Annotated in this window: 20 protein-coding genes; 11 read left to right on the top strand and 9 right to left on the bottom strand. The window is 57.4% G+C overall.

Features of this window, described 5'->3' with window-relative positions; genetic code table 11:
• Window positions 1-72 precede the first annotated feature (72 nt).
• The 4 genes from ligA (at window position 73) to HY308_00885 (ending at window position 6648) form a co-directional block, all read left to right on the top strand.
• Window positions 73-2088 (top strand): NAD-dependent DNA ligase LigA, encoded by a 2016-nt coding sequence (ligA, locus tag HY308_00900; protein MBI3896835.1) that lies wholly within the window; start codon window positions 73-75, stop codon window positions 2086-2088.
• Window positions 2089-2130: 42 nt separating this feature from the next.
• Entirely contained in the window at window positions 2131-4362 is a 2232-nt protein-coding gene (locus tag HY308_00895) for an ABC transporter ATP-binding protein (GenBank protein ID MBI3896834.1), read from the top strand.
• A gap of 170 nt (window positions 4363-4532) precedes the next feature.
• Window positions 4533-5642, top strand: a complete 1110-nt coding sequence (locus HY308_00890) for a DUF2235 domain-containing protein (GenBank protein MBI3896833.1) — start codon at window positions 4533-4535, stop codon at window positions 5640-5642.
• Between the two features lie 10 nt (window positions 5643-5652).
• Window positions 5653-6648 carry a YhdH/YhfP family quinone oxidoreductase gene (locus HY308_00885; protein ID MBI3896832.1) on the top strand — a complete coding sequence of 332 codons (996 nt, stop codon included), beginning with the start codon at window positions 5653-5655 and terminating at the stop codon, window positions 6646-6648.
• A gap of 102 nt (window positions 6649-6750) precedes the next feature.
• Here HY308_00885 and csrA read toward each other — a convergent pair whose 3' ends face one another.
• Window positions 6751-6963, bottom strand: a complete 213-nt coding sequence (csrA, locus tag HY308_00880; protein MBI3896831.1) for a carbon storage regulator CsrA — start codon at window positions 6961-6963, stop codon at window positions 6751-6753.
• Window positions 6964-7631: 668 nt separating this feature from the next.
• Complete coding sequence (locus HY308_00875) at window positions 7632-7781, bottom strand: hypothetical protein (protein ID MBI3896830.1); 150 nt, start codon at window positions 7779-7781, stop codon at window positions 7632-7634.
• Between HY308_00875 and HY308_00870 the strand changes: the two genes are divergently transcribed.
• Window positions 7780-10458, top strand: a complete 2679-nt coding sequence (locus HY308_00870; GenBank protein ID MBI3896829.1) for a response regulator — start codon at window positions 7780-7782, stop codon at window positions 10456-10458. The genes HY308_00875 and HY308_00870 overlap by 2 nt on opposite strands.
• A 74-nt stretch (window positions 10459-10532) precedes the next feature.
• On the opposite strand, the gene HY308_00865 is transcribed toward HY308_00870, so the two are convergent.
• Window positions 10533-11474 carry a crotonase/enoyl-CoA hydratase family protein gene (locus tag HY308_00865; protein ID MBI3896828.1) on the bottom strand — a complete coding sequence of 314 codons (942 nt, stop codon included), beginning with the start codon at window positions 11472-11474 and terminating at the stop codon, window positions 10533-10535.
• 424 nt (window positions 11475-11898) lie between these two features.
• Between HY308_00865 and HY308_00860 the strand changes: the two genes are divergently transcribed.
• Window positions 11899-12546 (top strand): hypothetical protein, encoded by a 648-nt coding sequence (locus tag HY308_00860; protein ID MBI3896827.1) that lies wholly within the window; start codon window positions 11899-11901, stop codon window positions 12544-12546.
• On the opposite strand, the gene HY308_00855 is transcribed toward HY308_00860, so the two are convergent.
• The 6 genes from HY308_00855 to HY308_00830 form a co-directional block, all read right to left on the bottom strand.
• Window positions 12536-13558, bottom strand: coding sequence for an esterase-like activity of phytase family protein (locus HY308_00855; GenBank protein ID MBI3896826.1), 1023 nt, complete (start codon window positions 13556-13558; stop codon window positions 12536-12538). The two genes, HY308_00860 and HY308_00855, sit on opposite strands and share 11 nt — an antisense overlap.
• 19 nt (window positions 13559-13577) lie before the next feature.
• Window positions 13578-14510: a peptidylprolyl isomerase gene (locus HY308_00850; GenBank protein ID MBI3896825.1), complete on the bottom strand. Its 933-nt coding sequence runs from the start codon at window positions 14508-14510 to the stop codon at window positions 13578-13580.
• A 35-nt stretch (window positions 14511-14545) separates the two neighbouring features.
• Window positions 14546-14812, bottom strand: a complete 267-nt coding sequence (locus tag HY308_00845) for a BolA family transcriptional regulator (GenBank protein MBI3896824.1) — start codon at window positions 14810-14812, stop codon at window positions 14546-14548.
• Window positions 14813-15112 carry a YciI family protein gene (locus HY308_00840; GenBank protein MBI3896823.1) on the bottom strand — a complete coding sequence of 100 codons (300 nt, stop codon included), beginning with the start codon at window positions 15110-15112 and terminating at the stop codon, window positions 14813-14815. It abuts the gene before it with no gap.
• A gap of 5 nt (window positions 15113-15117) precedes the next feature.
• The gene (locus HY308_00835; protein MBI3896822.1) at window positions 15118-15699 is read right to left on the bottom strand and encodes a septation protein A; all 582 of its coding nucleotides are present in this window, start codon (window positions 15697-15699) and stop codon (window positions 15118-15120) included.
• Window positions 15700-15912: 213 nt separating this feature from the next.
• Window positions 15913-16650 (bottom strand): hypothetical protein, encoded by a 738-nt coding sequence (locus HY308_00830; protein MBI3896821.1) that lies wholly within the window; start codon window positions 16648-16650, stop codon window positions 15913-15915.
• 73 nt (window positions 16651-16723) lie between these two features.
• On the opposite strand from HY308_00830, the gene HY308_00825 reads away from it, so the two are divergent.
• From HY308_00825 to HY308_00805, 5 genes are all read left to right on the top strand, one after another.
• Complete coding sequence (locus HY308_00825) at window positions 16724-17572, top strand: PHP domain-containing protein (GenBank protein MBI3896820.1); 849 nt, start codon at window positions 16724-16726, stop codon at window positions 17570-17572.
• A gap of 40 nt (window positions 17573-17612) precedes the next feature.
• Window positions 17613-18251 carry a threonylcarbamoyl-AMP synthase gene (locus tag HY308_00820; GenBank protein MBI3896819.1) on the top strand — a complete coding sequence of 213 codons (639 nt, stop codon included), beginning with the start codon at window positions 17613-17615 and terminating at the stop codon, window positions 18249-18251.
• 67 nt (window positions 18252-18318) lie between these two features.
• Complete coding sequence (locus tag HY308_00815) at window positions 18319-18990, top strand: site-2 protease family protein (protein ID MBI3896818.1); 672 nt, start codon at window positions 18319-18321, stop codon at window positions 18988-18990.
• A complete protein-coding gene (locus HY308_00810; GenBank protein ID MBI3896817.1) occupies window positions 18987-20207 on the top strand; it encodes a tryptophan--tRNA ligase in 1221 nt (406 codons plus the stop codon). The genes HY308_00815 and HY308_00810 overlap by 4 nt, the downstream gene beginning before the upstream one ends.
• The gene (locus HY308_00805; GenBank protein ID MBI3896816.1) at window positions 20204-21007 is read left to right on the top strand and encodes a segregation/condensation protein A; all 804 of its coding nucleotides are present in this window, start codon (window positions 20204-20206) and stop codon (window positions 21005-21007) included. Before HY308_00810 ends, HY308_00805 begins: the two co-directional genes overlap by 4 nt.
• Window positions 21008-21020: the final 13 nt, after the last annotated feature.

Raw genomic sequence — 21020 nt, 5'->3', positions numbered from 1 at the left:
TTCGCCCACGCGGATTAAAAAACGCGTGGGCGGGAAAGCGCCGCCCACCCTACGTTTTTTTGAAGCGACAACATGACCGCCAAGGACTCCGCCGCTACGCGCATCGCCGATCTACGCCAGCAGATCGACCTGGCTAACTATCGCTATTACGTACTCGATCAACCGACGATCGCGGATGCTGAGTACGACCGGTTATTGCGTGAACTGCAGACGCTCGAGCAGCAGCACCCCGACCTAATTATGCCAGAATCGCCGACCCAGCGGGTCGGCGCGCAGCCGTTGGCCGCATTTGCGGCGGTGCGCCACACGCTGCCGATGACGTCGATGGACAACGCTTTCACCGACGACGATCTGCGCGAGTGGGACACGCGCGTGCGCAAGGGTCTCGAGACCGATAGCGAGGTCACTTACACCGCCGAGCCGAAGTTCGACGGCGTCTCCGTGAGTCTGCGTTATGTGCGCGGCGCGTTGGTGCAGGCCGGTACGCGCGGCGACGGCGAGACCGGTGAAGACGTCAGCGCTAACGTGCGCACCATCAAAGCGGTACCGCTCAAATTGCAGGGCGACGATTGGCCGGAGGTGCTCGAAGTACGCGGCGAAGTCGTCATCCCCAAAGCCGACTTCGAGCGGTTGAACCGCGAACAACTGGCGCGGGGCGATAAGATTTTCGCTAATCCACGCAACTCCGCGGCCGGTAGTTTGCGCCAGCTTGATCCGCGCATTACGGCGACCCGTCCGCTCAGTTTTTTCCCGTGGGGCCTCGGCGACGTATCGGCACCGATCGGGCGGCGCTATGCCGACGTGGTCGAGCGGCTACAGGCATGGGGTTTCCGCGTCAGCAAATTTTTCCGCGTCGTTCACGGCACTGAAGGTTGTCGCGCTTATTACCGCGAGTTATTGGAGCAGCGGCAGCAATTGCCGTTCGAGATCGACGGCGTCGTTTATAAGGTCGATGACCTCGCCGCGCGCCTACAATTGGGTTTCACCGCACGTGCCCCGCGCTGGGCACTCGCGCACAAACTACCGGCGCAGGAAGAGAACACGACCGTCGAAGATATCCTGCCCTCTGTCGGACGTACGGGGGTCATCACGCCCGTGGCGGTGTTAAATCCCGTACAGGTAAGCGGGGTTACAGTGACGCACGCGACGTTGCACAACGAAGACGAGTTGCGACGCAAGGACGTGCGTATCGGCGATACCGTCATCGTCCGGCGTGCTGGCGATGTGATTCCGGAAGTGGTCGGTGTCGTGCTGGACAAGCGTCCGCCGGATGCGCGCGAGTGGCATATGCCGACCCAGTGCCCGGTGTGCGGCTCGGACGTGTTGCGCGAGGCGGAAGCGGCGGCGCATCGGTGCATGGGTGGGCTCGTTTGCTCGGCGCAGCGCACCGGCGCGATCCTGCACTTTGCCGCGCGCTCGGCCATGGATGTCGAAGGATTGGGCGATAAGTTGGTGGAGCAGCTGGTACAAAAGGAGTTGATCCATAATGTGGCCGATCTCTATCGCTTGCAGAAGGCCGACCTCGTGGCGCTGGAGCGTATGGGCGAGAAATCGGCGCAGAATCTGCTCGATCACATCGAGCGCAGCAAGCAAACGACGTTCGCGCGCTTCTTATACGGCCTCGGCGTTCCGCAGGTGGGCGAAACCACCGCCCAGCAATTGGCCGATTACTTCGGCTCGCTCGATGCGCTGCTTGCCGCCGGCGTCGAGGATATCGACGCGGTGCCGAACATCGGCGCCAGCATGGCCGAAGACATCCACGCCTTCTTCCAAGAGTCGCACAACCGCCGCGTTATCGAGCAGTTGCTCGCTGCCGGTGTGCGCTGGCCGCAAGTACAGCGCCGGCTGCCGACCGAGGGCAAATTGGCCGGAAAAACGGTGGTTCTGACCGGTACGTTAGCTGCCATGTCGCGCGACCAGGCCAAAAAGAGGCTGCAAGCGCTAGGTGCTAAAGTTACCGATAGTGTTTCCAAAAAAACCAGCTACGTTGTCGTCGGCGTCGATCCCGGATCGAAAGCCGACAAGGCCCGGGGTTTGGGGGTGCCGATACTCGAAGAGCCTGAGTTTTTGCAGCTCATCGACGAGTAGTCGCGCACAAATTTCTCGCACGAGAAAGTCGGTGGCGATCGTTTGCCGCTGGCTGCGCGCTGGGTCGTCGGTGGCCACGAGGTTTCGCACTCCATGATTGTTTATCACCTGCGTCGTAGCACCGAAATTCCCAAACTTTTAAACGATGGCCTAATCCGTACCGATGGTCGTCATTATGTTTTCGATCGCTGGGAAGACGCGCAGCTGCTGCTGAACGCGTTACACCGTGCCGCCGGCTCCGCGCCGGATGCGTACGTCGCGCTCGTACTGGACGTCGACGACGACATGTTGGCGGCATCGCCGATCCCTGAGCGCAAACTACCTCCCGGTCTGCGTTCGGACGACGTGGCGCGGTTGCAGTCACGTTCGCGTTATCCGGAAGTCGATATCAGCGCGCATCGCATCCTCGATGTGAAAAGCGGCTTCGGCGATTCGGTGATGAACCGTTATCGCGCCGACAGTAAAGGCCGCGCGCCGGTATGGCGCTTCTTAGCGTTTGCCAAGCCGTATTGGCGGTACGTTGCCGCCGCGACCGTTGCCGGTCTGCTCAAATTTTTGATGCCGCTGGCGTTCCCGTGGATGCTCAAGATCCTGCTCGATGATGTGGTGCTCAATAGTGCGCTCGACGATGCCGTCCGCGAGCGCAAGATTCTGTACCTCGTCGGCAGCGTGTTGTCGGTCAACGCGCTATGGATGGTATCGACGTACTATCGCAGCGTATTCGCCGCCATTGCCGGCCACCGCATGGTGCGCGACCTGCGCGTGGCGCTATTCAGTCACGTACAACGGTTGTCGCACGCATTTTTCACGCGCCATCAGACCGGTGCCATCGTCTCGCGCGTGGTAAACGACATCAGCCTGGCGCAAAACTTCGTCGGCTCGGCACTTACCAACGTCTGGATGGATGTGGCGCTGTTGCTGGCGCTGGTCGGCATTTTGTTAACGATCCATCCGATGATGACGCTGGTGTCGCTGGTGTTGATGCCGATCTACTTCTTTTCGCTACGTGCCATGGGTCCACGTATTCGCCGATCGACGCAGGAAGTCCAGCAGCGGCTGGAAATGTTGTCCGGCGAGCTGCACGAGAAGGTTGCCGGGGTCGCTATCGTCAAAGGTTTTGCGCGCGAATCGGCCGAGACACAGCTGTTCGCGACCCATGCCAACAAGTTACTGAGCAAGGTGCTGTACTCGGCGCGTTTTACCGCCTTAAACGAAGTCGCGGTCGGCTTCGTCGTGCACACCGCGCCGGTGCTGGTGGTTTGGTATGGCGTACACCAGATCCTCGCTAACCAGTTGACGGTTGGTGCACTGACGCAGTTCCTGCTTTACCTCGGTATGTTTTATTACCCGCTGCAGCGGTTGTCCGACTTGAGCGTGGTACTGAGCAATGCGTTGGCGGCAATCGATCGGATATTCGAATACTTCGACACCCAGCCGCATGTGGTTGAGCGGCCGAGCGCAACGCGTGTCACCGAGTGCCGCGGGCGCATCGATTTTGACGCGGTGCAGTTCGGCTACGACACCGACTCGCATATTTTGCAGGACATTAGCTTGACGATTGCGCCGGGCCAGACCGTTGCCTTCGTCGGCCCGAGTGGCGCCGGCAAGTCGACGTTGGCGAATCTGGTGCCGCGGTTCTACGATCCGCTCGCTGGCCGCATCCTGCTCGACGGTGTCGACCTGCGCGAGTTGCAGCTCGATTCGCTGCGCCGGCACATCGGTATTGTCAATCAAGAAACGATTTTGTTCTCCGGCACGGTGCAGGAGAATTTGTTGTTGGCCAAACCCGATGCCAGGCTCGATGAGATCGTCGCTGCGCTCGAAGCCGCTAATGCGCTGGAATTCGTGCAGTGCCTGCCGGAAGGGTTGTCGACCGAGATCGGCGAACGTGGTGCGGTGCTGTCCGGCGGTCAGAAGCAGCGGTTAGCGATTGCCCGCGCCTTTCTCAAAGATCCAAAAATATTGATTCTTGACGAAGCAACATCGGCGCTCGATTCCCGCTCTGAGCGCCGTATTCAAGCAGCGCTAGCGCGGTTGTTGCGTAATCGGACATCGATTGTCATTGCCCATCGACTGTCCACCGTATTGCGCGCCGACCAGATCGTCGTGCTCGATAGTGGCCGCGTTTCCGAAGTTGGTAAGCATGCCGAGCTTCTCGCCCGCGGCGGCCTCTATGCCCAGCTTTATAACGAGCAATTCGGTCAGGCCGATCCCACTAAGGCGGGTAAACCCTTGCTGGACTCGGAGGGTCTCCTCATGACAGTCAACGGCTGACTTCATTGTTGACGCGTTTCAAACCGGCCCTGCTCTTCGGGAACGGGTCGGTGTAGTACCCTCGTCGTAGTCCTTCATGTTATTGCCAGCCAAGCGGTACCGTTCGACGTTTATGCACTATCTTAGAGAGGTTTTGTTAACCTGCACGGATCGAGAACGGGGAACAAACGATGGGGCGAAATTTAGTGGTGGCGTGCGACGGAACGTGGAATACGCCGACCCAAACGGATCGCGGTTTAGTGGTCCCGACTAACGTTGTCAAAATGGCACGGGCGGTTGAGTCGTCTGACCAGCAACTGATTTATTACGACACGGGTTTGGGTACCGGTAAGGGTTGGGACCACTACACTGGCGGCTTATTCGGAATCGGCCTTACCGCGAACATTCACGACGCCTACTGTTGGATCGCCAATCACTACCAAGACGGCGATCGATTGTTCTTGTTTGGGTTTAGTCGCGGCGCCTACACCGTGCGTTCGTTATCCGGCTTGATCGGACGTTGCGGATTGCCGCCGGCGAAAGATACGAAAGCGGTGAAGCGTGCCTACGATCTTTATCGGCAGTCGACCAATGCGAAGGGCAAAGCCAAGGCGGCTGAGTTCAAAGCGAAGCAGCGTCAGCCGTCGGTGCACTTTATTGGCGTCTGGGATACGGTCGGCTCGCTCGGTGTGCCGGCACTATCGCGCTATGGGCTACTGCGCAAAATCTTTCGGCGCTTGATCGAGGGTTCGAAGTACGCTCATGGTTTCCATGACGAGACTCTCGGCCGACACGTGTTATACGCGTATCAAGCGCTGGGAATCGACGAGCGCCGCGGTCCTTATGAACCAAGTCTGTGGAAAAGCGACGGTACGCTACGGCTTAACGTCGAACAGGTTTGGTTTGCCGGGGTGCACACCAATGTCGGCGGTGGTTATATCGATGCCGGGCTTTCCGATCATGCGTTCATGTGGATGGCGGTCAAGGCGATGAGTGCCGGCCTTACGCTGCAGGAGCGTTATTTGGCCATGCGTGTCGATCCCAATTGTTACGGCGAGCTGCGTAATTCGGTGCTCGGTATTTATAAATTATTGCCGACGTTTAAACGCAAGCTTGCTCGCGGCAATACGCTGAACGAACATATCCATAAAAGCGTGCTGAATCGCCTGCAACATCCGACTAACAGCTATCGTCCGGTCAATCTCGTGCACGGGTTGAAGGCGAAGGTACCGATTACCGACGATGGCTTGAGTCATATCGAGAAGATTCGGGAAACGCTTTATCCAAAGCTATCCAGTTAGTGGAGTTACGATGACGAAGACGTTTAACGCGCTGGTCGTGAGCGAAGCCGCTGACGGTAGCATCGTTCGCGGTGTCCATCGCCGTACGATCGATGAGTTGCCTGCCGGTGCGGTACTGATCCGCGTGCATTATTCGTCGCTGAACTACAAAGATGCGCTTTCGGCGACCGGCCATCGCGGTATCACCCGGCGATATCCGCATACACCCGGCGTCGATGCCGCCGGCGTAGTCGAGGAAAGCGCGAGCCCAGCGTTTCGCCCGGGCGATGAAGTCATTTGCACCGGCTACGATCTCGGCATGAACACCGCCGGCGGCTTTGGCCAATACATTCGGGTACCGGCTGAGTGGGTGGTGCCGCGGCCAAATAGCCTGTCGTTGCGGGACAGCATGATCTATGGTACGGCCGGTTTTACCGCAGCGCTGGCGGTGTATCGCTTGCAATACCAAGGGGTCAAGCCGGAGCACGGTGACGTGTTAGTGACCGGCGCTACCGGCGGTGTTGGCAGCGTTGCTGTCGCTATCCTCGCGCATGCGGGTTATCGCGTGGTCGCCGCGACCGGTAAACCCCAAGAGCGAGAATTTCTAACGAAGCTTGGCGCCGCGGAAATTATCGCGCGTGCGGAAGTGGACGATACCAGCGATCGACCGTTGCTTGCCGGACGTTGGGCGGCCGCCGTCGATACGGTGGGCGGGAATATATTGTCGACCGTATTGCGTTCGTTGAAGGTACGTGGTGTCGCCACTTGCTGCGGAATGGTTGTGTCGCCAGAACTACATGCCAGCATTTTTCCTTTTATTCTGCGTGGGGCGACATTAATCGGTCTTGATTCGGCCAATACCGAAGCGTCGCTGCGGCGAACCCTCTGGTCGAAGTTGGCTAGCGAATGGAAAATACCGTGGTTGAACGAATTGGCACAGGAGTGTGCGCTCGAAGCGTTAAGCCCGCAGATCGACCGTATTCTCAAAGGTGGACAAACCGGCCGCGTGCTCGTCAGCCTGATTTAAAGAGACTCGTTTAATCGATTAGCTTGTTCGATTCATCCGAGCGCACCCCTTGTTTCTCTCTACGGTGGGCTTGGGGTGCGCGGATGACAGTGGAAAGTCAGATCAGCGATTGCGTTTCACGTCATCTTTGATGTTAACGATGCCGGTTTCTTTCTCGCGCTTGATCCGCTCGTATATTTCTTCGCGATGAACTGGCACATCCTTGGGGGCATTAACGCCGATTCGTACTTGGTTACCGTTCACGCCCAAGATCGTCAGCTGAATGTTGTCGCCGATGTTAACGCTTTCGCCGATACGGCGCGTCAAAATCAACATATCTCCCTCCCTATTGTTGGCACGTCAGTAGTGGTCCCTATGGTGGCCTGTGTATGTGTAGTAGGCCATGCCCCTCGCCGAATATGTCGACGATGCGGAGCGGAGGTTACCTTTTCCGGTCAATGTCTGGCAACAGCGACTGTCCGAAAGTCTAGTATCTTACGTCGGCTACCCCTAGTATCGCTTTTCTACAGCTGAGTTGTTATGAAGATCTCCCGAGAAATGTAAGTGCTTTGGGAGAACAGCTAACGTCGGTAACGATACGCATCTTCTGCGAGGCGCTATATATAGAGCTATGAATCCATCAACCCAACATGGAAGTCCCACTAGCGGGTGGGCGTTTTTGCGGCATTTTAGAATCCAGGGGCAGGATGAGCTGGGTCGCGAGCATGGGCAGGCGGTAATTCGCTTGTTAATTTCGTTCGTAGTATCGGTGTACTTGATGGTATGCCGCTATCCGAGCGAAGTTGGGGCAGGGGTACTACCGCATTGGCTACTTTTTGTAATTGGCTTCATTGGACTTTCGGTTGCTGTTATAGCACTGGTTTCCCGCGCCACCCACTCTTCAGTTTTTCGCCGTGTGGCGATGAATGTGGCGGATATTGTCGCTGTCAGCTAAGCTATTTGATGATCGCCACAGGGAGTGTTGGCATACCACTGTTTATTATTTATTTATGGGTAACGCTCGGCAACGGGATGCGGTTTGGCGTGAAAGCGATGATCTTGAGCACCGTATTGAGCTTGCTCGGTTTCGCTGTCGTTTTAGGATTTTCGCACGAGTGGGACCGTATGCCGATGATAATGACGGCTTCGGTCATGATGTCACTCGTTTTGCTGCCGCTTTACCTAGTGCATCTTCTGCATCACCGCACTACTACAGATTCGCAGGTGGACGATAGACGGAAATCCTACGACGGTGCCATCGGCAAAGTCCGTTTGTTCAAGATCTTTTTGCATCGGTATTCCTCTAGGTTTGTTGGGTCTATCAAGCTCACGCGCCACGATGAGTTGGGGCGCGAACAAGGGCAGGCGATAGTGCGAACGGTTATTCTGGTATGCCTGATCATTTATTTGACGGCTACTCACTATCCAGTCAGCTTCGCCGCCGGCCTGCCTGGATGGCTCGCATGGCTCGCCGGATTTTTTATTCTGTCAGTGGTAATGATGGTGTTCGCATTCCGTGACGTAACCACCTCCATCCCTCGCCGTACCGCCACTAACATCGGCGACATTGGCACGATTAGCTACCTGATGATCTCTACCGGTGAAGCCGGTGTTCCGCTGTTTGTGCTCTATCTTTGGGTCACCCTTGGCAACGGCTTTCGCTTCGGATTAACGGCAATGCTGGTCAGCACCTTGCTCAGCATCGCCGGCTTTTCAGTAGTGGTCGTCGTATCGCATCTATGGCAGGGGCAGGGCCCGCTTGCGGCCGGCATTTTCGGCGGTCTTGTGCTTCTTCCCGGTTATGCCGCGCACTTGATTCGGCAACTGCATCAGGCGCGCATGCGTGCGGAAGAGGCAAGCGCTACCAAGAGCCAATTTCTCGCCCGCATGAGCCACGAGCTACGTACGCCGCTCAATGGCATTTTGGGCGCAACTGAATTATTAGAAGCAAACCGGCGTTTGACTCCTGAAGAACGGTCGCTGTTGGGTATGATTCGTGATTCGGCGCATGTGTCGTTGCGGCAGATCGGCGATGTGCTCGATTTTTCTAAGATCGAAGCCGGGAAGCTCGTGCTAGAGCGCGCCACTTTCGATTTACACGAAGTGCTGCGAGCTGCCGCCGACATGGTGCGACCGTCAGCGATTCAGAAAGAATTGCGTCTGCTCGTGCGTATCGCACCGACCACGCCGTTCCAATTAAACGGTGACGCCCATCGACTGCGCGATATTCTGCTCAATCTGTTATCCAATGCCGTTAAATTTACCGAACACGGCTATGTCAGTCTGGAGGTCAGCAGCAGCCAAGCCACGGCGTCTGAACGAGCGACTGTACGTTTTGAGGTGCGCGACACCGGCATCGGTATTTCGCCGCAGGCATTGGAACGCATCTTCCTCGATTTCACTCAGGAGGACAGCAGCACCACGCGCAAACATGGTGGAACTGGCTTAGGCACCACGATTGCCAAGCAGTTGGTGGAATTAATGGGTGGTCGCATCGGTGTGCAGAGCGTAAAGGATCAGGGCACGCTATTCTGGTTCGAAATTCCCTTTGAGCAGCAACCAGCCGTGGCCGAGGAACCGACGTTGCCTGGCACTAGGGCGCTGTTGCTTTCTGTGGATTCGCTCGTCATCAAACATTTCTCGGAATCAGTGGAGTCACTGCAAGGACAGCTCGTCCGGGTGACGACGGGCGAGGGCGCGATTACCGCGCTTACGCGAGCAATACATCTGGGCAATCGGGTGCAGGCTATTTTTGTCGATGCCTCACTCGCCTTGCAAATTGCGGGCGCCAATCGATTCGAGGAGTTGTGCGTGAAGGCGCAGCTCGCCAATGTCCCCGCCATTCTTGTCAGTAATGTTGTCGTGCCAGAAGTACGGCAACGTGAGTGGGGATACGCGGCGGTCCTACCGTGCCTTGCCGAACGACGACTTATCTATGCAGCGTTGCATGCATCGCCGGTACCAAGCATCGCCGTTGCCAGCAATAGTGTGGTGAGTGTTGCGCCTTGGCTGTGGAACCAACGTGACGGCGCGCGTCCGCGTATTCTTGCAGTTGACGACAATCGAATAAATTTAACGATTGTTAGCCGGATGTTGGAGCAAGCGGGTTACCAGGTTGACACTAAACAGACAGGCGAGGAGGCGCTCGACGCATTGGCGACTAACGCTTATCGTCTGGCGATTCTCGATATGCATATGCCGGTGCTCGATGGGCTCGGTGTGTTGCGTCGTTACCGGTTGCTCCGCGGACGGTCGCGCGTGCCGGTGATTATTCTTACAGCAAATGCAACCCTGGAAGCGCAGCAACAATCGGCGGATGCAGGAGCGGATGCCTATCTGTCCAAGCCAGTGGCGATGGCCGATCTGCTGAATTTGGTTGAGCGGCTCCTCAATGAAAACGAAATTCAACAACTGCCTTTGGCCGACGAGGCGAGCGAGGCAGCAGAAGCGGTCGTGCTGCAAAAGGAAGTGTTGGCAGAGCTGGATCGTTTGTACCATGATCCGCGTGAGTTGAGCCGTATTATCGAGGAGTACGCCGTCGAAGGTACGACGCTGCTGGAAAAAATCACCGAAGCCTGTGCCGCACACAATTACGCCGTCTTTTGCGATTGGGTGCATGCATTCAAAGGGAACGCCGCGAATGTAGGTGCCGTCAAACTGATGCAGATGTGTTGTGATGCTGAAACCGCCGGCGTTCTTGAATTCAGGCGTGCACACGATCATCAGCTCGAACGCATGCAGCTCGCTTTCGATGAGTCCCTGTCGGCATTGCGAAGGTTAGTTCGGGTGGGGGCATCTCAGGATAGAGACGAGATTTCTGATCGCCCGTGAGTTCTCCGTCTTTCTTCTTCCATCCATAGGCGGATCGGCCACCACAACCGGCAGCCGATCCGATGGTTCATCGTCTATACCGCAACTAGCGATCGCCTCACATCGCGTGCTTGTCGGCGTTCCGGAGCCATTTGCATCGTGTCCTGTGTCGATTCGTTGAGCCGCGATTGCGCCGAAACCAGCCGACCGATAGTGCGCAGATCGCGCGAGGTGATTTGCATAGCGCTGTCGACCCACATGTCGGCAATGCGAAGCAACTCTTGGCGGGTTACTGGACTGTTCCACTCACGTAGCTGCTGTATTGCTTGCAGTCCGTTTCGTACCCGCTCGTGTCGCCGGATGTAATCGTTTACCGCGCGAACCCCTTCGCCTGGCTCAGCCAGAACATCCACAATTCCCATTTCGTAGAGCTTTTCAGCGCTGTATTGATCGCCCTCACGAAGTAAGCGCTCTACCTGGATAGGGTTGAGGCGCCGCACTAGAAAACTGTAGGCGCCCATTCCTGGAAATAGGTTGAAGAGGATTTCCGGAAATCCGAGTTGTGTGCCGCGTTCTGCAACCAAGACGTTGCACGAAATTGCTGCTTCGAAACCGCCGCCAAGCGCTTTCCCCTGAACGAGCGCGATAGTCGTCATGCCGGATTGTTCGAGGTGTGAGTTATATCCGTGCACGCAATCGATACAGAGATGAGCGTATTTACGCAGTCCTTCGTGGTCCTGGTTGTTTATCAAGCGAGCGAATAGATCGAGGTCACCACCTAAGCTAAAGACGGAACGGGTTGCCGAGGCGAGGACGAGATAACGGATGCTGTTCGACGCCTCATGTGACTGATTGCGATGTTGTCGTACCTGATTCTGAACGTCGGCCATTTCTTTTAGTAAGACGGGGGTGAAGCAAGGGCGTGGTGTCGAATTGAGATAATGCCATACGGCATATCGTTCAGAATCATAATCACAAAGGAGTTGGTTATACGTCGGCAAGGTAAAGGGAAGCATTTTTTCGCAAGGTACGCTCATACAATCCTCCGTGGAACACGCGTGATATAGAGCCAGACGTTTTCAGTTCCGATCACGACGCATGTTGCTGGAGTAACCGCGAGGAAGTGTGATGCGCGACGGTGGTTACACCGTCGGCCATTCAAAAATAAAAAAAAGTAAGAAATGAGTTGGGAGTAATAAGTAGGGTGAGCAGGCGCCGTGTTCGGGTCGATACTGCGAGGAGTGCAAGCGAATGTTGAGAACCGCTGGTGTGTTGCTGGTCTCAGTTCCATCTAGCAACCCCTCCCTAATTGCACCCACTGTTCATGCTAGAAGCGAAGCCACCGCTAGGCAAGCGGTGGTTGCACGGGTCAGGACCTTAGGGGGTAGTTTCGAAAGAGTAGCAATGTCGCTGGTGCAGCGTGTGCTATGTTGAATTCGAGGGTTCATTTTGGAGGAAACCATGCCCGGGGCTGGTGCGTGGATAATGTTGGCCTGCGGGCTGCTCGGCGTGTTTTTATTTTGGGCGGCATTGCGCGCCTTGCGGCACGGTCGAGTTATTCGGCACATGACTCGGTTGTTGTTGGCCTTGGTGCTCCTGAGTATGGCCGCCTTGTTCGGTTTGCTTTCGTTTGGAATCCAAGGTTATCGTGCGCTTACACGCGAGGAAGTGGCAGCGGTCGTTGAAACGCAACCGTTGTCGCCGCAGCGCTTTCAGGCGCGCTTTCGCTTCGCCGACGGCCGCGCGCAGACGTACACGCTGGCCGGCGATGAGCTTTATATCGATGCGCGCGTGCTCAAATGGACGCCGCTGGCAAACGTCTTTGGACTACACACGGCGTACGAGCTCGACCGCGTCGCCGGGCGCTATCGCAAATTGACCGACGAGCAGCAGTTGCCGCGAACGGTAAGCTCGCTGGCCGATAGTCGCGTGATCGATTTATTCGAATGGCGCCAGCGTTACGCGCTATTGGCGCCGCTGGTCGACGCCGAGTACGGCTCGGCGACGTATCTCTCCGCGGAGCAGCCGCAGACGTTGGAAGTGCGAGTATCGACGTCAGGCCTATTAATTCGTCGCATCAGCGGCGGCGAACCAAGCGCTAGTCAATGAGCTCGATATAGAGCAGTAGCGTTCGTTCTAAAAAGAAATCGTTGTCGTCACTGACAAGAAAGAAACGCTTGCCGCGATGGTGAGTGATACCTTCGAAGTTGTCGATTTGAAATCCTTTGACGGTATCGAGCGTGACCAGCGTCTCCGGGCGTAACGGCGCGTCTTCGGTGTAGGGTGCTAACGTGATGCGTTTCAGCGTCGTGCGGAAATTCCATAGCCGGCCGAAGTCTCGTTCCAGCACCAGCACCTGGTTGTTGTTGAGGCAGGCCAATGAAACGACGTTGTTGTTATCTTCGCTGGGATAGCGCCACGAGCGGCCGGACAAGCTGTAGAGCCGGTTGTAGCCGGCGGCTTCACGCTCGAGCGGTTCCTCCGGCATCGTCAGTACGCCGTAACGTGTATCCGAGCATACCGATTCGAGCATCGCGTTTTCATCTTGGTAATTTTTCGGATTGCTAAGCGGCGGTGGCAGTTGGTATTCGCCGATCGGATGGCCGTCCGGCTGATAACGCATGATGCGCGGATAGCGCTCGAAGCTGATGATGAGCTCGGTTTGCCCATCGGCGCGATGAACGATGTCCATGCCTTCGGCGTCGGCACGCTTGCCTTTAAGCGGCTTATCGGTCGCTAGCTCACGCAACGGCACCGCTTGCAGCAGCTGCACGTCCGTTAGCATGTTGTCGCGGATGGTCGGTTGCAGATGAAATAGCGAGCCCTTATCGCTGACGGCATAGAGCACGCCGGTCGCCTCATCCCAAGCGATATCGGACAGTTGCCCCATACGCTGACCGCCGACGGTAGCGTTAGGGATAACGAGCATGCCGAGGAAGCGAATACGCTGGACAATATCGCCAACGGCGATATTGTCGGCCAGCGGTACCGGTTTGGCATTGAGCGAGACGGCGGGCGGCGCTGCCGCCACGCCGCTGACTAACAGGAAACTGAAGACCAGCGGTAGAGCGCGAGACCTCGCAGTCGCGCGCTGCACCGCCGGTTTAACTGCCGGTCGCATCCGAGCGCAGGCGCGAGGATTACTGTTGTTTGGTTTCCGTCGTTTCTTGGCTTTGCGCCGGCTGCGCTTCGGTCGTCTGTTGCGTGTCGACCGGTAGTTCTTTCAGCTCGATCTTGGCCTTGGCGCGCAGATCCTTCAGCATCTGCTCCATCTTTTCATCGCGCAGCTTGCTGTAGAAGTTGTTCTTGGTCTGTGGGTTGGCCATGAATTCTTCGAACGTCGGAATCTGCGCCGGCCGCGTGTCGTCGACCTTGATGACGTGCCAGCCGAAATCGGACTTCACCGGCTCGCTCGAAATCTCGCCTTTTTTCAGATGCGTTACCGCGGTGAAGAATTCTGGCACGACCATGCCTTGGTTGACCCAGCCGCCGAGCTGGCCGCCGTTTTTACCGGACTGCACGTCGATCGAGTGTTTCTTGGCGAGCGCGGCGAAGTCAGCCTTCTTGTTTGACTTCAGCTCCTTGATGACGTCTTTCGCTTCGTCCTCGTTTTTCACCAGGATGTGACGCACGCGGTACTCGGTTTTGTGCGTGGCATCGACTTCTTTCTGGAAGCGGGCCTTGAGCTCGTCGTCGGTGATCGGATTGTCCTTCAGCATCTGCCGGACCATCGCCTGCACGAGAATATTTTCGCGCCAGCGTTTTAGCAGGTATTGCACCTCCGGGTCCTTGTCGACACCGGTCGATTCAGCGCGTTGCGTTAACAGCGAGCGGTCGACCATCTCGTCGAGCACCGCCTTCTTTTCTTTCGCCGGATCGGCGTTCGGGTCACGCGACGGCCGTAGTTGCTGATAATGCGTCAGCTCTTTGTCGGTGATGTTTTGACCGTTGACGGTCGCTAATACTTTGCCGTCGTCTTGCTGCGCTGCCGGCTGCTTCTTGTCGCCGCAAGCGCTCAAGGCCACACCGCCGGCGATTAGCAGCGCGATAACGGAAATACGATAGGGGTTCATGAAAGGCGTCCTCTTCGGTGGTGGTGTTATAGGTTTTACTGTTCTTCCGGTGTTAACGCATTGATGCGTAGTGCATGAATTTCATGGTGCATCAACTCGCCTAGCGCCTGATAAATCATTCGATGGCGGGCGATTGCCGTTTGGCCTTTAAACTGTGGCGACACGATCGTCAGTGCATAGTGCCCGGCGCCGCCGCGGGCACCGGCGTGACCGGCATGGGCGGCGCTCTCATCGGTGATTTCGATATGTTCCGGCATCAGCGCCGCCCGCAGCCGGGCCTCAATAACGGTGACGCGGTCCATTTACGGAAAGACCTTGCGAAACGGTTCGACGGTGACAGCGGTGTAAACACCGGCAGCGATGTACGGATCGGCCTGCGCCCAGCGGTTAGCCTCGTCGAGCGATTCGAACTCAGCGACGATCAAGCTGCCGACGAATCCGGCTGGGCCGGGATCTTCGCTGTCGATCGCCGGCAACGGGCCGGCGAGCAACAGCCGGCCTTGCTGTTGCAACGCTTTCAGCCGTTCTACGTGCGCCGGTCGTACCGCCAGCCGCTGTGCCAAGCTATCGGCACGGTCTGTCCCTTTGATGACGTAATACATAAACGTTATGACGTCCGATCGGTTTGTTTTCCGGGTTTATCGGGAAGATGGCGCGCCAGCAGCATTCCTTGGGCGAGCATGAAGATGAAGGTCAGCCCGAGTAGGCCAAACACCTTGAAATTGACCCAAATGTTTTGTCGCGTTTCGGCGTCGAGATCGAGCCGGAAGTAAAACGCGACGTATAGATTGAGCGTGCCGAGCACGAGAAAGAACAGGCCCCAGCTAATGTTTTGCCGCGCCCAGACCGCCGCCGGTAGGGTCAGTTGATTGCCCAACATCCGTTCGACCGCGGTTTTTTTTCCAAACCATTGGCTGCCGAGGACCAGCCCGCCGAGCACCCAGTAAACCAGAGTCGGTTTCCATTTAATGAAGGTGTCGTCGTGCAACGCGATTGTAAGGCCGCCGAAAACGACGATGATGGCGAGCGTGATTAAATGCATCGTTTCGAAGCGTCGATGCTTGAGCCAGTAGCCGCCGACCTGAACGAACGATGCCACGATCGCCACGGCCGATGCCGTATAGATGTCATACGCCTTGAAGGCGGCAAAAAACAGCAGCAACGGAAACAGGTCGTACAGGAATTTCATGGGATTTAGACGCCAGGAAAGGCGGCTATTCTCGCATCAGTGCGCCGCGGGTCGCAACCAAAGCAAGGCAATAAGGAGGGGGAAGAAGGGCTATGTCAGTGCAACGTCCGGCGTGTCCAGCGGTCGATCATTCAACGCGTAGCGAACATGATCTCCCTCGCCCCTCGCGGGAGAGGGATGGGGAGAGGGGGACTCACCCAGGGATAGCTTGGGTCAGTGCATCGTTCGCCGCGTCCAGCGGTCGAAGTAACGTCCCATGACTTCACGCACCGGTACCGGATAATCGAACCGGTCCATCTGCTGCATGCCTTCGGCAAAAAACCGCGATGCGGCGTCAGGGAGGTAATCGACCAGTTCGTCAAATACCTGCTCCATGAGCACGAGGTCATGCGTGCGGGTAGCGACAATCGCTCGATTAAGGTTTAACAAGCGCCACGCGGGGTTGGCATAACTCCGTGTGAGGTCGAGCCGCGCCGCCGGCGCGGTGGCGTGAACCACCCGTGTCATCAAGTCTGTCAGCGTTACTAATGATTCGGTATCGCGCGCTCGGTTGGCAAAGCGCGCCAGTGCATCGACGATCGGTTCGAGCGTGCGAATCTCGCCGCCATGGCGCATGACCCAATCGGCAAACGACAGCGCGATCTCTTCGAATTCGCTGTCAGCTTCGTCCAGGCCGAGTTGCTGCGCCCAAACGCTTAAATCCATTAGCAGCGAGATACCATAGTCGCCGAGCTCGCTGATTTTGTCGCCGCCCATCCACGGATTGTCACCGTTGGCGCGTTCCAGCTGAATACCGGACGCGAGGAACTGTTCGATGGCGGCGTTGAGTTGGCAAGGGGTGACCGGATCGGCCTGCGCCGGCCCGCGGGCCTTATAGGCGTCCAGAATGCTTTCCGCTGCCTGCTTGTAGCGGCGTTCTGCATCGGCGAGACTTACGGTCACGCTGTCCATGGGCAGATTCGTTGCAAGGTTCATACCCATAAGGATAGCCGGTCTTTTAGGTGACGAAGGTCAGTCGAAACTCATGCCCCCCGCGTACGATTTGCACGCCCATTCCCTGCATTCTGACGGTACGCTGACGCCAACCGAGTTGGTGACGCGAGCACATGCCAACGGCGTGACGACGCTGGCGCTGACCGATCATGACGTTACCGACGGTTTAGCGGAGGCCCAGGTCGCCGGTGAGAAATTGGGATTGCGGCTGCTGCCGGGGGTGGAAATTTCGGTGACATGGGAACGCGAGACCTTGCATATCGTCGGTTTGGCGATCGATCCGGCGAATGCGGCCTTGCAGCAAGGATTGGCGGGGATACGCGAACAGCGCAATTGGCGTGCGCAAGAAATCGATCGGCGGTTACGTAAGAAAAATATCGAAGGGGCGTACGACTACGTACGGCAGCTCGCTCGGGGCGCGATTCTATCGCGTACCCATTTTGCGCAATTTTTGGTAACACATGGCTTCGTTAGGGATAGCAAGCAGGCCTTTAAACAATACCTCGGCCAAGGACGCCCGGCGCATGTGTCGGGACAATGGGCGCGGCTTGACGAGGCAGTTGGCTGGATTTGCGGCGCCGGTGGCATCGCGGTTTTGGCACATCCGGCCCGTTATCGGGTCAGCAGCGGCAAACTTAAAAAACTGCTACGAGAATTTATCGATTGCGGCGGGCGGGCGATTGAAGTGATATCGGGAAGCCACGGACCGGCAGATACCGAGCGGTTTGCGCAAATCGCCTGTGAGTACGGATTGCTAGGCTCGGTCGGATCCGATTATCACGGACCGGAAAAATCATGGGCGGATCTAGGTAGGCTCGCAATGTTGCCGGCAGCGGTGACGCCGGTGTGGAGTGCATTCGAAGGTACCGTCAACGCCTGACTTTTTAGTAAGTCGGGCGCACGCATAAAGAGCTAACTCCATGGCGCAGTATTTCCAAATCCATCCGGACAATCCGCAATCGCGCTTGATCAAACGCGCGGTCGAGATTGTGCACGACGGCGGCGTCGTCGTTTATCCGACTGACTCGAGCTATGCCATCGGTTGTCATATTGGCGACAAGGCAGCGATGGAGCGTATCCGCCGCATTCGCGCGGTTAACGATCGGCACAACTTCACGCTGGTCTGCCGCGACCTGTCTGACGTCGCCTTATACGCCCGACTCAGTAACGCCGATTACCGCATCTTGCGTGCTTACACACCGGGGCCTTACACCTTTATATTGCCGGCTACGCGCGAAGTGCCGCGGCGACTGCAAAATCCTCGGCGCAAGACCATCGGTCTGCGGGTTCCCGATCATATTATTGCCCAAGCACTGTTAGCCGAGCTGCGCGAGCCGTTGATGAGCTCGACGTTGATTTTGCCGGACGAGACGTTGCCGTTAAACGATCCTGAGATCATCCGCGATCGCTTGGAGCATCACGTGGACCTCATCATCGATGGTGGCAATTGCGGACTCGAGCCGACGACGGTTATCGTGCTGGGCGACGGCGTTGTCGAAATAGCCCGGCAGGGGCGAGGCGACACGAAAGGATTAGGCTCACTACCAGCAGAAGCCTGAGGGATCGATCCCAGCCCCCGCAGGGCTACTGCGCCGCGACCGCCGGCCCTGATATACTCGCCGGCCGATGCAAGATTTAACACTCCCTCAGTCCATCGCCGTTGCGATAATCCCCATGTTGTTCGCCATCACCGTTCACGAAGTGGCTCACGGTTGGATGGCGAAACGCCTGGGTGACGCAACAGCGCAGCGTCTCGGCCGGTTGACGCTCAATCCGTTCAAGCACATCGACCCGATTGGTACCGTGCTGGTGCCGCTGCTGCTGCTGTTGGCCGGCGGCGGTGCCTTCGGCTGGGCCAAGCCGATTCCCGTGACCGCCGAAAATTTACGGCACCCAAAACGAGATATGGTGTACGTCGCTGCGGCCGGTCCGTTCGCCAATTTGCTGATGGCGGCTTTCTGGGGTTTGGCAGCTGTGCTGGGTACAAGCATTCCGGAAGGTTTTGGATCGGCGGGGGCGGCGTTAGTTTACATGGGTGTCAAAGGCGTCGAGATTAACGCTGTTTTGATGATGCTCAACTTGTTGCCATTGCCGCCGCTGGATGGCGGACGTATTGCCGTCGGCCTATTGCCCGGCCGTCTTTCTTGGCAGTTGAGTCAGGTCGAGCCCTATGGCTTCTTCGTTTTGTTGGCGTTGTTCGTTACCGAGAACTCCTTTCACATTTTGGGGACGATCCTCGGTCCGCCGATAGCGTTTGTGCAACACACGATTTTTTCGCTGGTGAGTCTCTTGCAATGAGCGCCGTCCTGACCGCCCAGACCCCACGCGTGCTATCGGGCATGCGCCCGACCGGTCGGCTGCATCTCGGCCACTACCACGGCGTGCTCAAGAATTGGGTTCGGCTGCAGAACGAATACGAATGTTATTTCTTCATTGCCGACTGGCACGCGCTGACCACGCATTACGAAGAGCCGCACGTCATCGCCGACAGCGTCTGGGACATGGTCACCGATTGGCTCGCCGCCGGTGTCGATCCGAATACCGCCACGCTCTTTATCCAATCGCGCGTGCCGCAGCACGCCGAGCTGCACACACTGCTATCGATGATCACGCCGTTGTCATGGCTCGAGCGGGTGCCGACCTATAAAGATCAGCAGGCGCAGCTTAAGGAAAAAGACCTATCGACCTACGGATTTCTTGGCTATCCGCTGCTGCAAAGCGCTGATATTCTCATTTACCGTTCGTCTTACGTGCCGGTCGGCGAAGACCAAGTGCCGCACGTCGAGCTCACGCGCGAAATCGCGCGTCGCTTCAATCATTTGTATGGCCGCGAGCCCGGTTACGAGGCGCGCGCGGAAGAGGCGATCCAAAAGATGGGCAAGAAGAACGCCAAGCTCTATCGCGATTTACGTGCCGCGTATCTGGAGCGGGGCGAGCAAGACGCCATCGGCCGGGCGCATGCGTTGCTCGAACGGCAGAAGAACATTGCCCTCGGCGATAAAGAACGACTCTACGGTTACCTCGAAGGTGGCGGCAAGATCATCCTGCCGGAACCGCAACCGCTATTGACCGAATCCTCGAAGATGCCGGGCCTCGACGGTCGCAAGATGTCGAAGTCGTACAACAACGTCATCTCGCTGCGCGACGAGCCGCAGGAAGTCGAAACCAAGCTCAAGACCATGCCGACCGATCCGGCGCGCGTGCGTCGCACCGACCCGGGTAATCCGGAAAAGTGCCCAGTCTGGGAATTCCACACGGTCTATTCCGACGAGAAAACCAAAGCCTGGGTGCGTGAAGGTTGCACCACTGCCGGCATTGGTTGCCTAGAATGTAAGAAACCGGTGATCGATGCCGTGCTCAAGGAGCTGCAGCCGATCCAAGAGCGCGCCGCCGAATTCGCACGCGATGCCGCCGGCGTGCGCAGCATCGTCGCCGACGGTTGCCGGCGCGCGCGCGACATCGCCGAAGAAACATTATCCGAAGTGCGCAACGTGATGGGGCTAGGATACGCATGACCGATACGCCGATCGAAGCACCGTTAGCGACCCGCATTGCGCTCGTACGCGGCGATGCCTATACCGAGTTACCGCAAGATCTGTATATCCCGCCGAACGCGCTCGAGGTGTTCCTCGAGGAGACCTTCGAAGGCCCGCTCGACCTGTTGCTGTATCTGATCCGCAAAGAAAATCTCGACATCCTCGACATTCCGATCGCCGAGGTAACGCGTCAGTACATGCGCTATATCGACCTCATGGTGGTGCTGAAGATCGAGCTCGCCGCGGAATACCTGCTGATGGCGGCGATGTTGGCCGAGATCAAATCGCGCATGCTGTTACCGCGGCCGCAGGCGGTCGCGGCCGAAGAGACCGATCCGCGCGCTGAGCTCGTGCGCCGGTTGCAGGAATACGAGCGTTACCGCCAGGCGGCCGAAGGCATCGATCAGTTGCCGCGCGTTGGCCGCGATATCCACTTAGTCGTCACCGATCCAGATCACATCCCGCGGACCAAGACGCCGCCGAACGTGGCATTGGACGATCTGGTCGAGGCGTTCCGGCAGGTGATGGAGCGGGCGGCGTTGCATCGGCACCATCGAGTAAAACTCGAACCGTTGTCGGTGCGCGAGCGCATGACCGAAATCCTGGCGCGGGTACAGGCGCAAGAATTCTTGAGCTTCCAGTCGCTGTTCGAACCGCACGAAGGAAGATTGGGTTTGGTCGTGACTTTCATAGCTATACTCGAATTACTTAAAGAATCGCTGATCGTCGCGATCCAACAAGAACCGTATGCGCCCATTCACGTGAAGGCGGCTGCCTAGGTGAGTCATATCG

Source organism: Gammaproteobacteria bacterium (assembly GCA_016199745.1).
GTDB lineage: Bacteria > Pseudomonadota > Gammaproteobacteria > Acidiferrobacterales > Sulfurifustaceae > JACQFZ01.
Note: the sequence above shows the minus strand (reverse complement) of the source record. Positions and strands in the feature narration are given on the sequence as shown.

Coding starts and splice junctions, on each gene's coding strand:
- HY308_00890 (MBI3896833.1), top strand. CDS start 4,533: ATGGGGCGAAATTTAGTGGTGGCGTGCGACGGAACGTGGAATACGCCG.
- HY308_00855 (MBI3896826.1), bottom strand. CDS start 13,558: ATGCGACCGGCAGTTAAACCGGCGGTGCAGCGCGCGACTGCGAGGTCT.
- HY308_00850 (MBI3896825.1), bottom strand. CDS start 14,510: ATGAACCCCTATCGTATTTCCGTTATCGCGCTGCTAATCGCCGGCGGT.
- HY308_00840 (MBI3896823.1), bottom strand. CDS start 15,112: ATGTATTACGTCATCAAAGGGACAGACCGTGCCGATAGCTTGGCACAG.
- HY308_00870 (MBI3896829.1), top strand. CDS start 7,780: ATGATGTCACTCGTTTTGCTGCCGCTTTACCTAGTGCATCTTCTGCAT.
- HY308_00860 (MBI3896827.1), top strand. CDS start 11,899: ATGCCCGGGGCTGGTGCGTGGATAATGTTGGCCTGCGGGCTGCTCGGC.
- HY308_00825 (MBI3896820.1), top strand. CDS start 16,724: ATGCCCCCCGCGTACGATTTGCACGCCCATTCCCTGCATTCTGACGGT.
- HY308_00835 (MBI3896822.1), bottom strand. CDS start 15,699: ATGAAATTCCTGTACGACCTGTTTCCGTTGCTGCTGTTTTTTGCCGCC.
- HY308_00810 (MBI3896817.1), top strand. CDS start 18,987: ATGAGCGCCGTCCTGACCGCCCAGACCCCACGCGTGCTATCGGGCATG.
- HY308_00865 (MBI3896828.1), bottom strand. CDS start 11,474: ATGAGCGTACCTTGCGAAAAAATGCTTCCCTTTACCTTGCCGACGTAT.
- HY308_00845 (MBI3896824.1), bottom strand. CDS start 14,812: ATGGACCGCGTCACCGTTATTGAGGCCCGGCTGCGGGCGGCGCTGATG.
- HY308_00815 (MBI3896818.1), top strand. CDS start 18,319: ATGCAAGATTTAACACTCCCTCAGTCCATCGCCGTTGCGATAATCCCC.
- HY308_00820 (MBI3896819.1), top strand. CDS start 17,613: ATGGCGCAGTATTTCCAAATCCATCCGGACAATCCGCAATCGCGCTTG.
- csrA (MBI3896831.1), bottom strand. CDS start 6,963: ATGTTGATTTTGACGCGCCGTATCGGCGAAAGCGTTAACATCGGCGAC.
- HY308_00885 (MBI3896832.1), top strand. CDS start 5,653: ATGACGAAGACGTTTAACGCGCTGGTCGTGAGCGAAGCCGCTGACGGT.
- HY308_00830 (MBI3896821.1), bottom strand. CDS start 16,650: ATGGACAGCGTGACCGTAAGTCTCGCCGATGCAGAACGCCGCTACAAG.
- HY308_00875 (MBI3896830.1), bottom strand. CDS start 7,781: ATGACCGAAGCCGTCATTATCATCGGCATACGGTCCCACTCGTGCGAA.
- HY308_00805 (MBI3896816.1), top strand. CDS start 20,204: ATGACCGATACGCCGATCGAAGCACCGTTAGCGACCCGCATTGCGCTC.
- ligA (MBI3896835.1), top strand. CDS start 73: ATGACCGCCAAGGACTCCGCCGCTACGCGCATCGCCGATCTACGCCAG.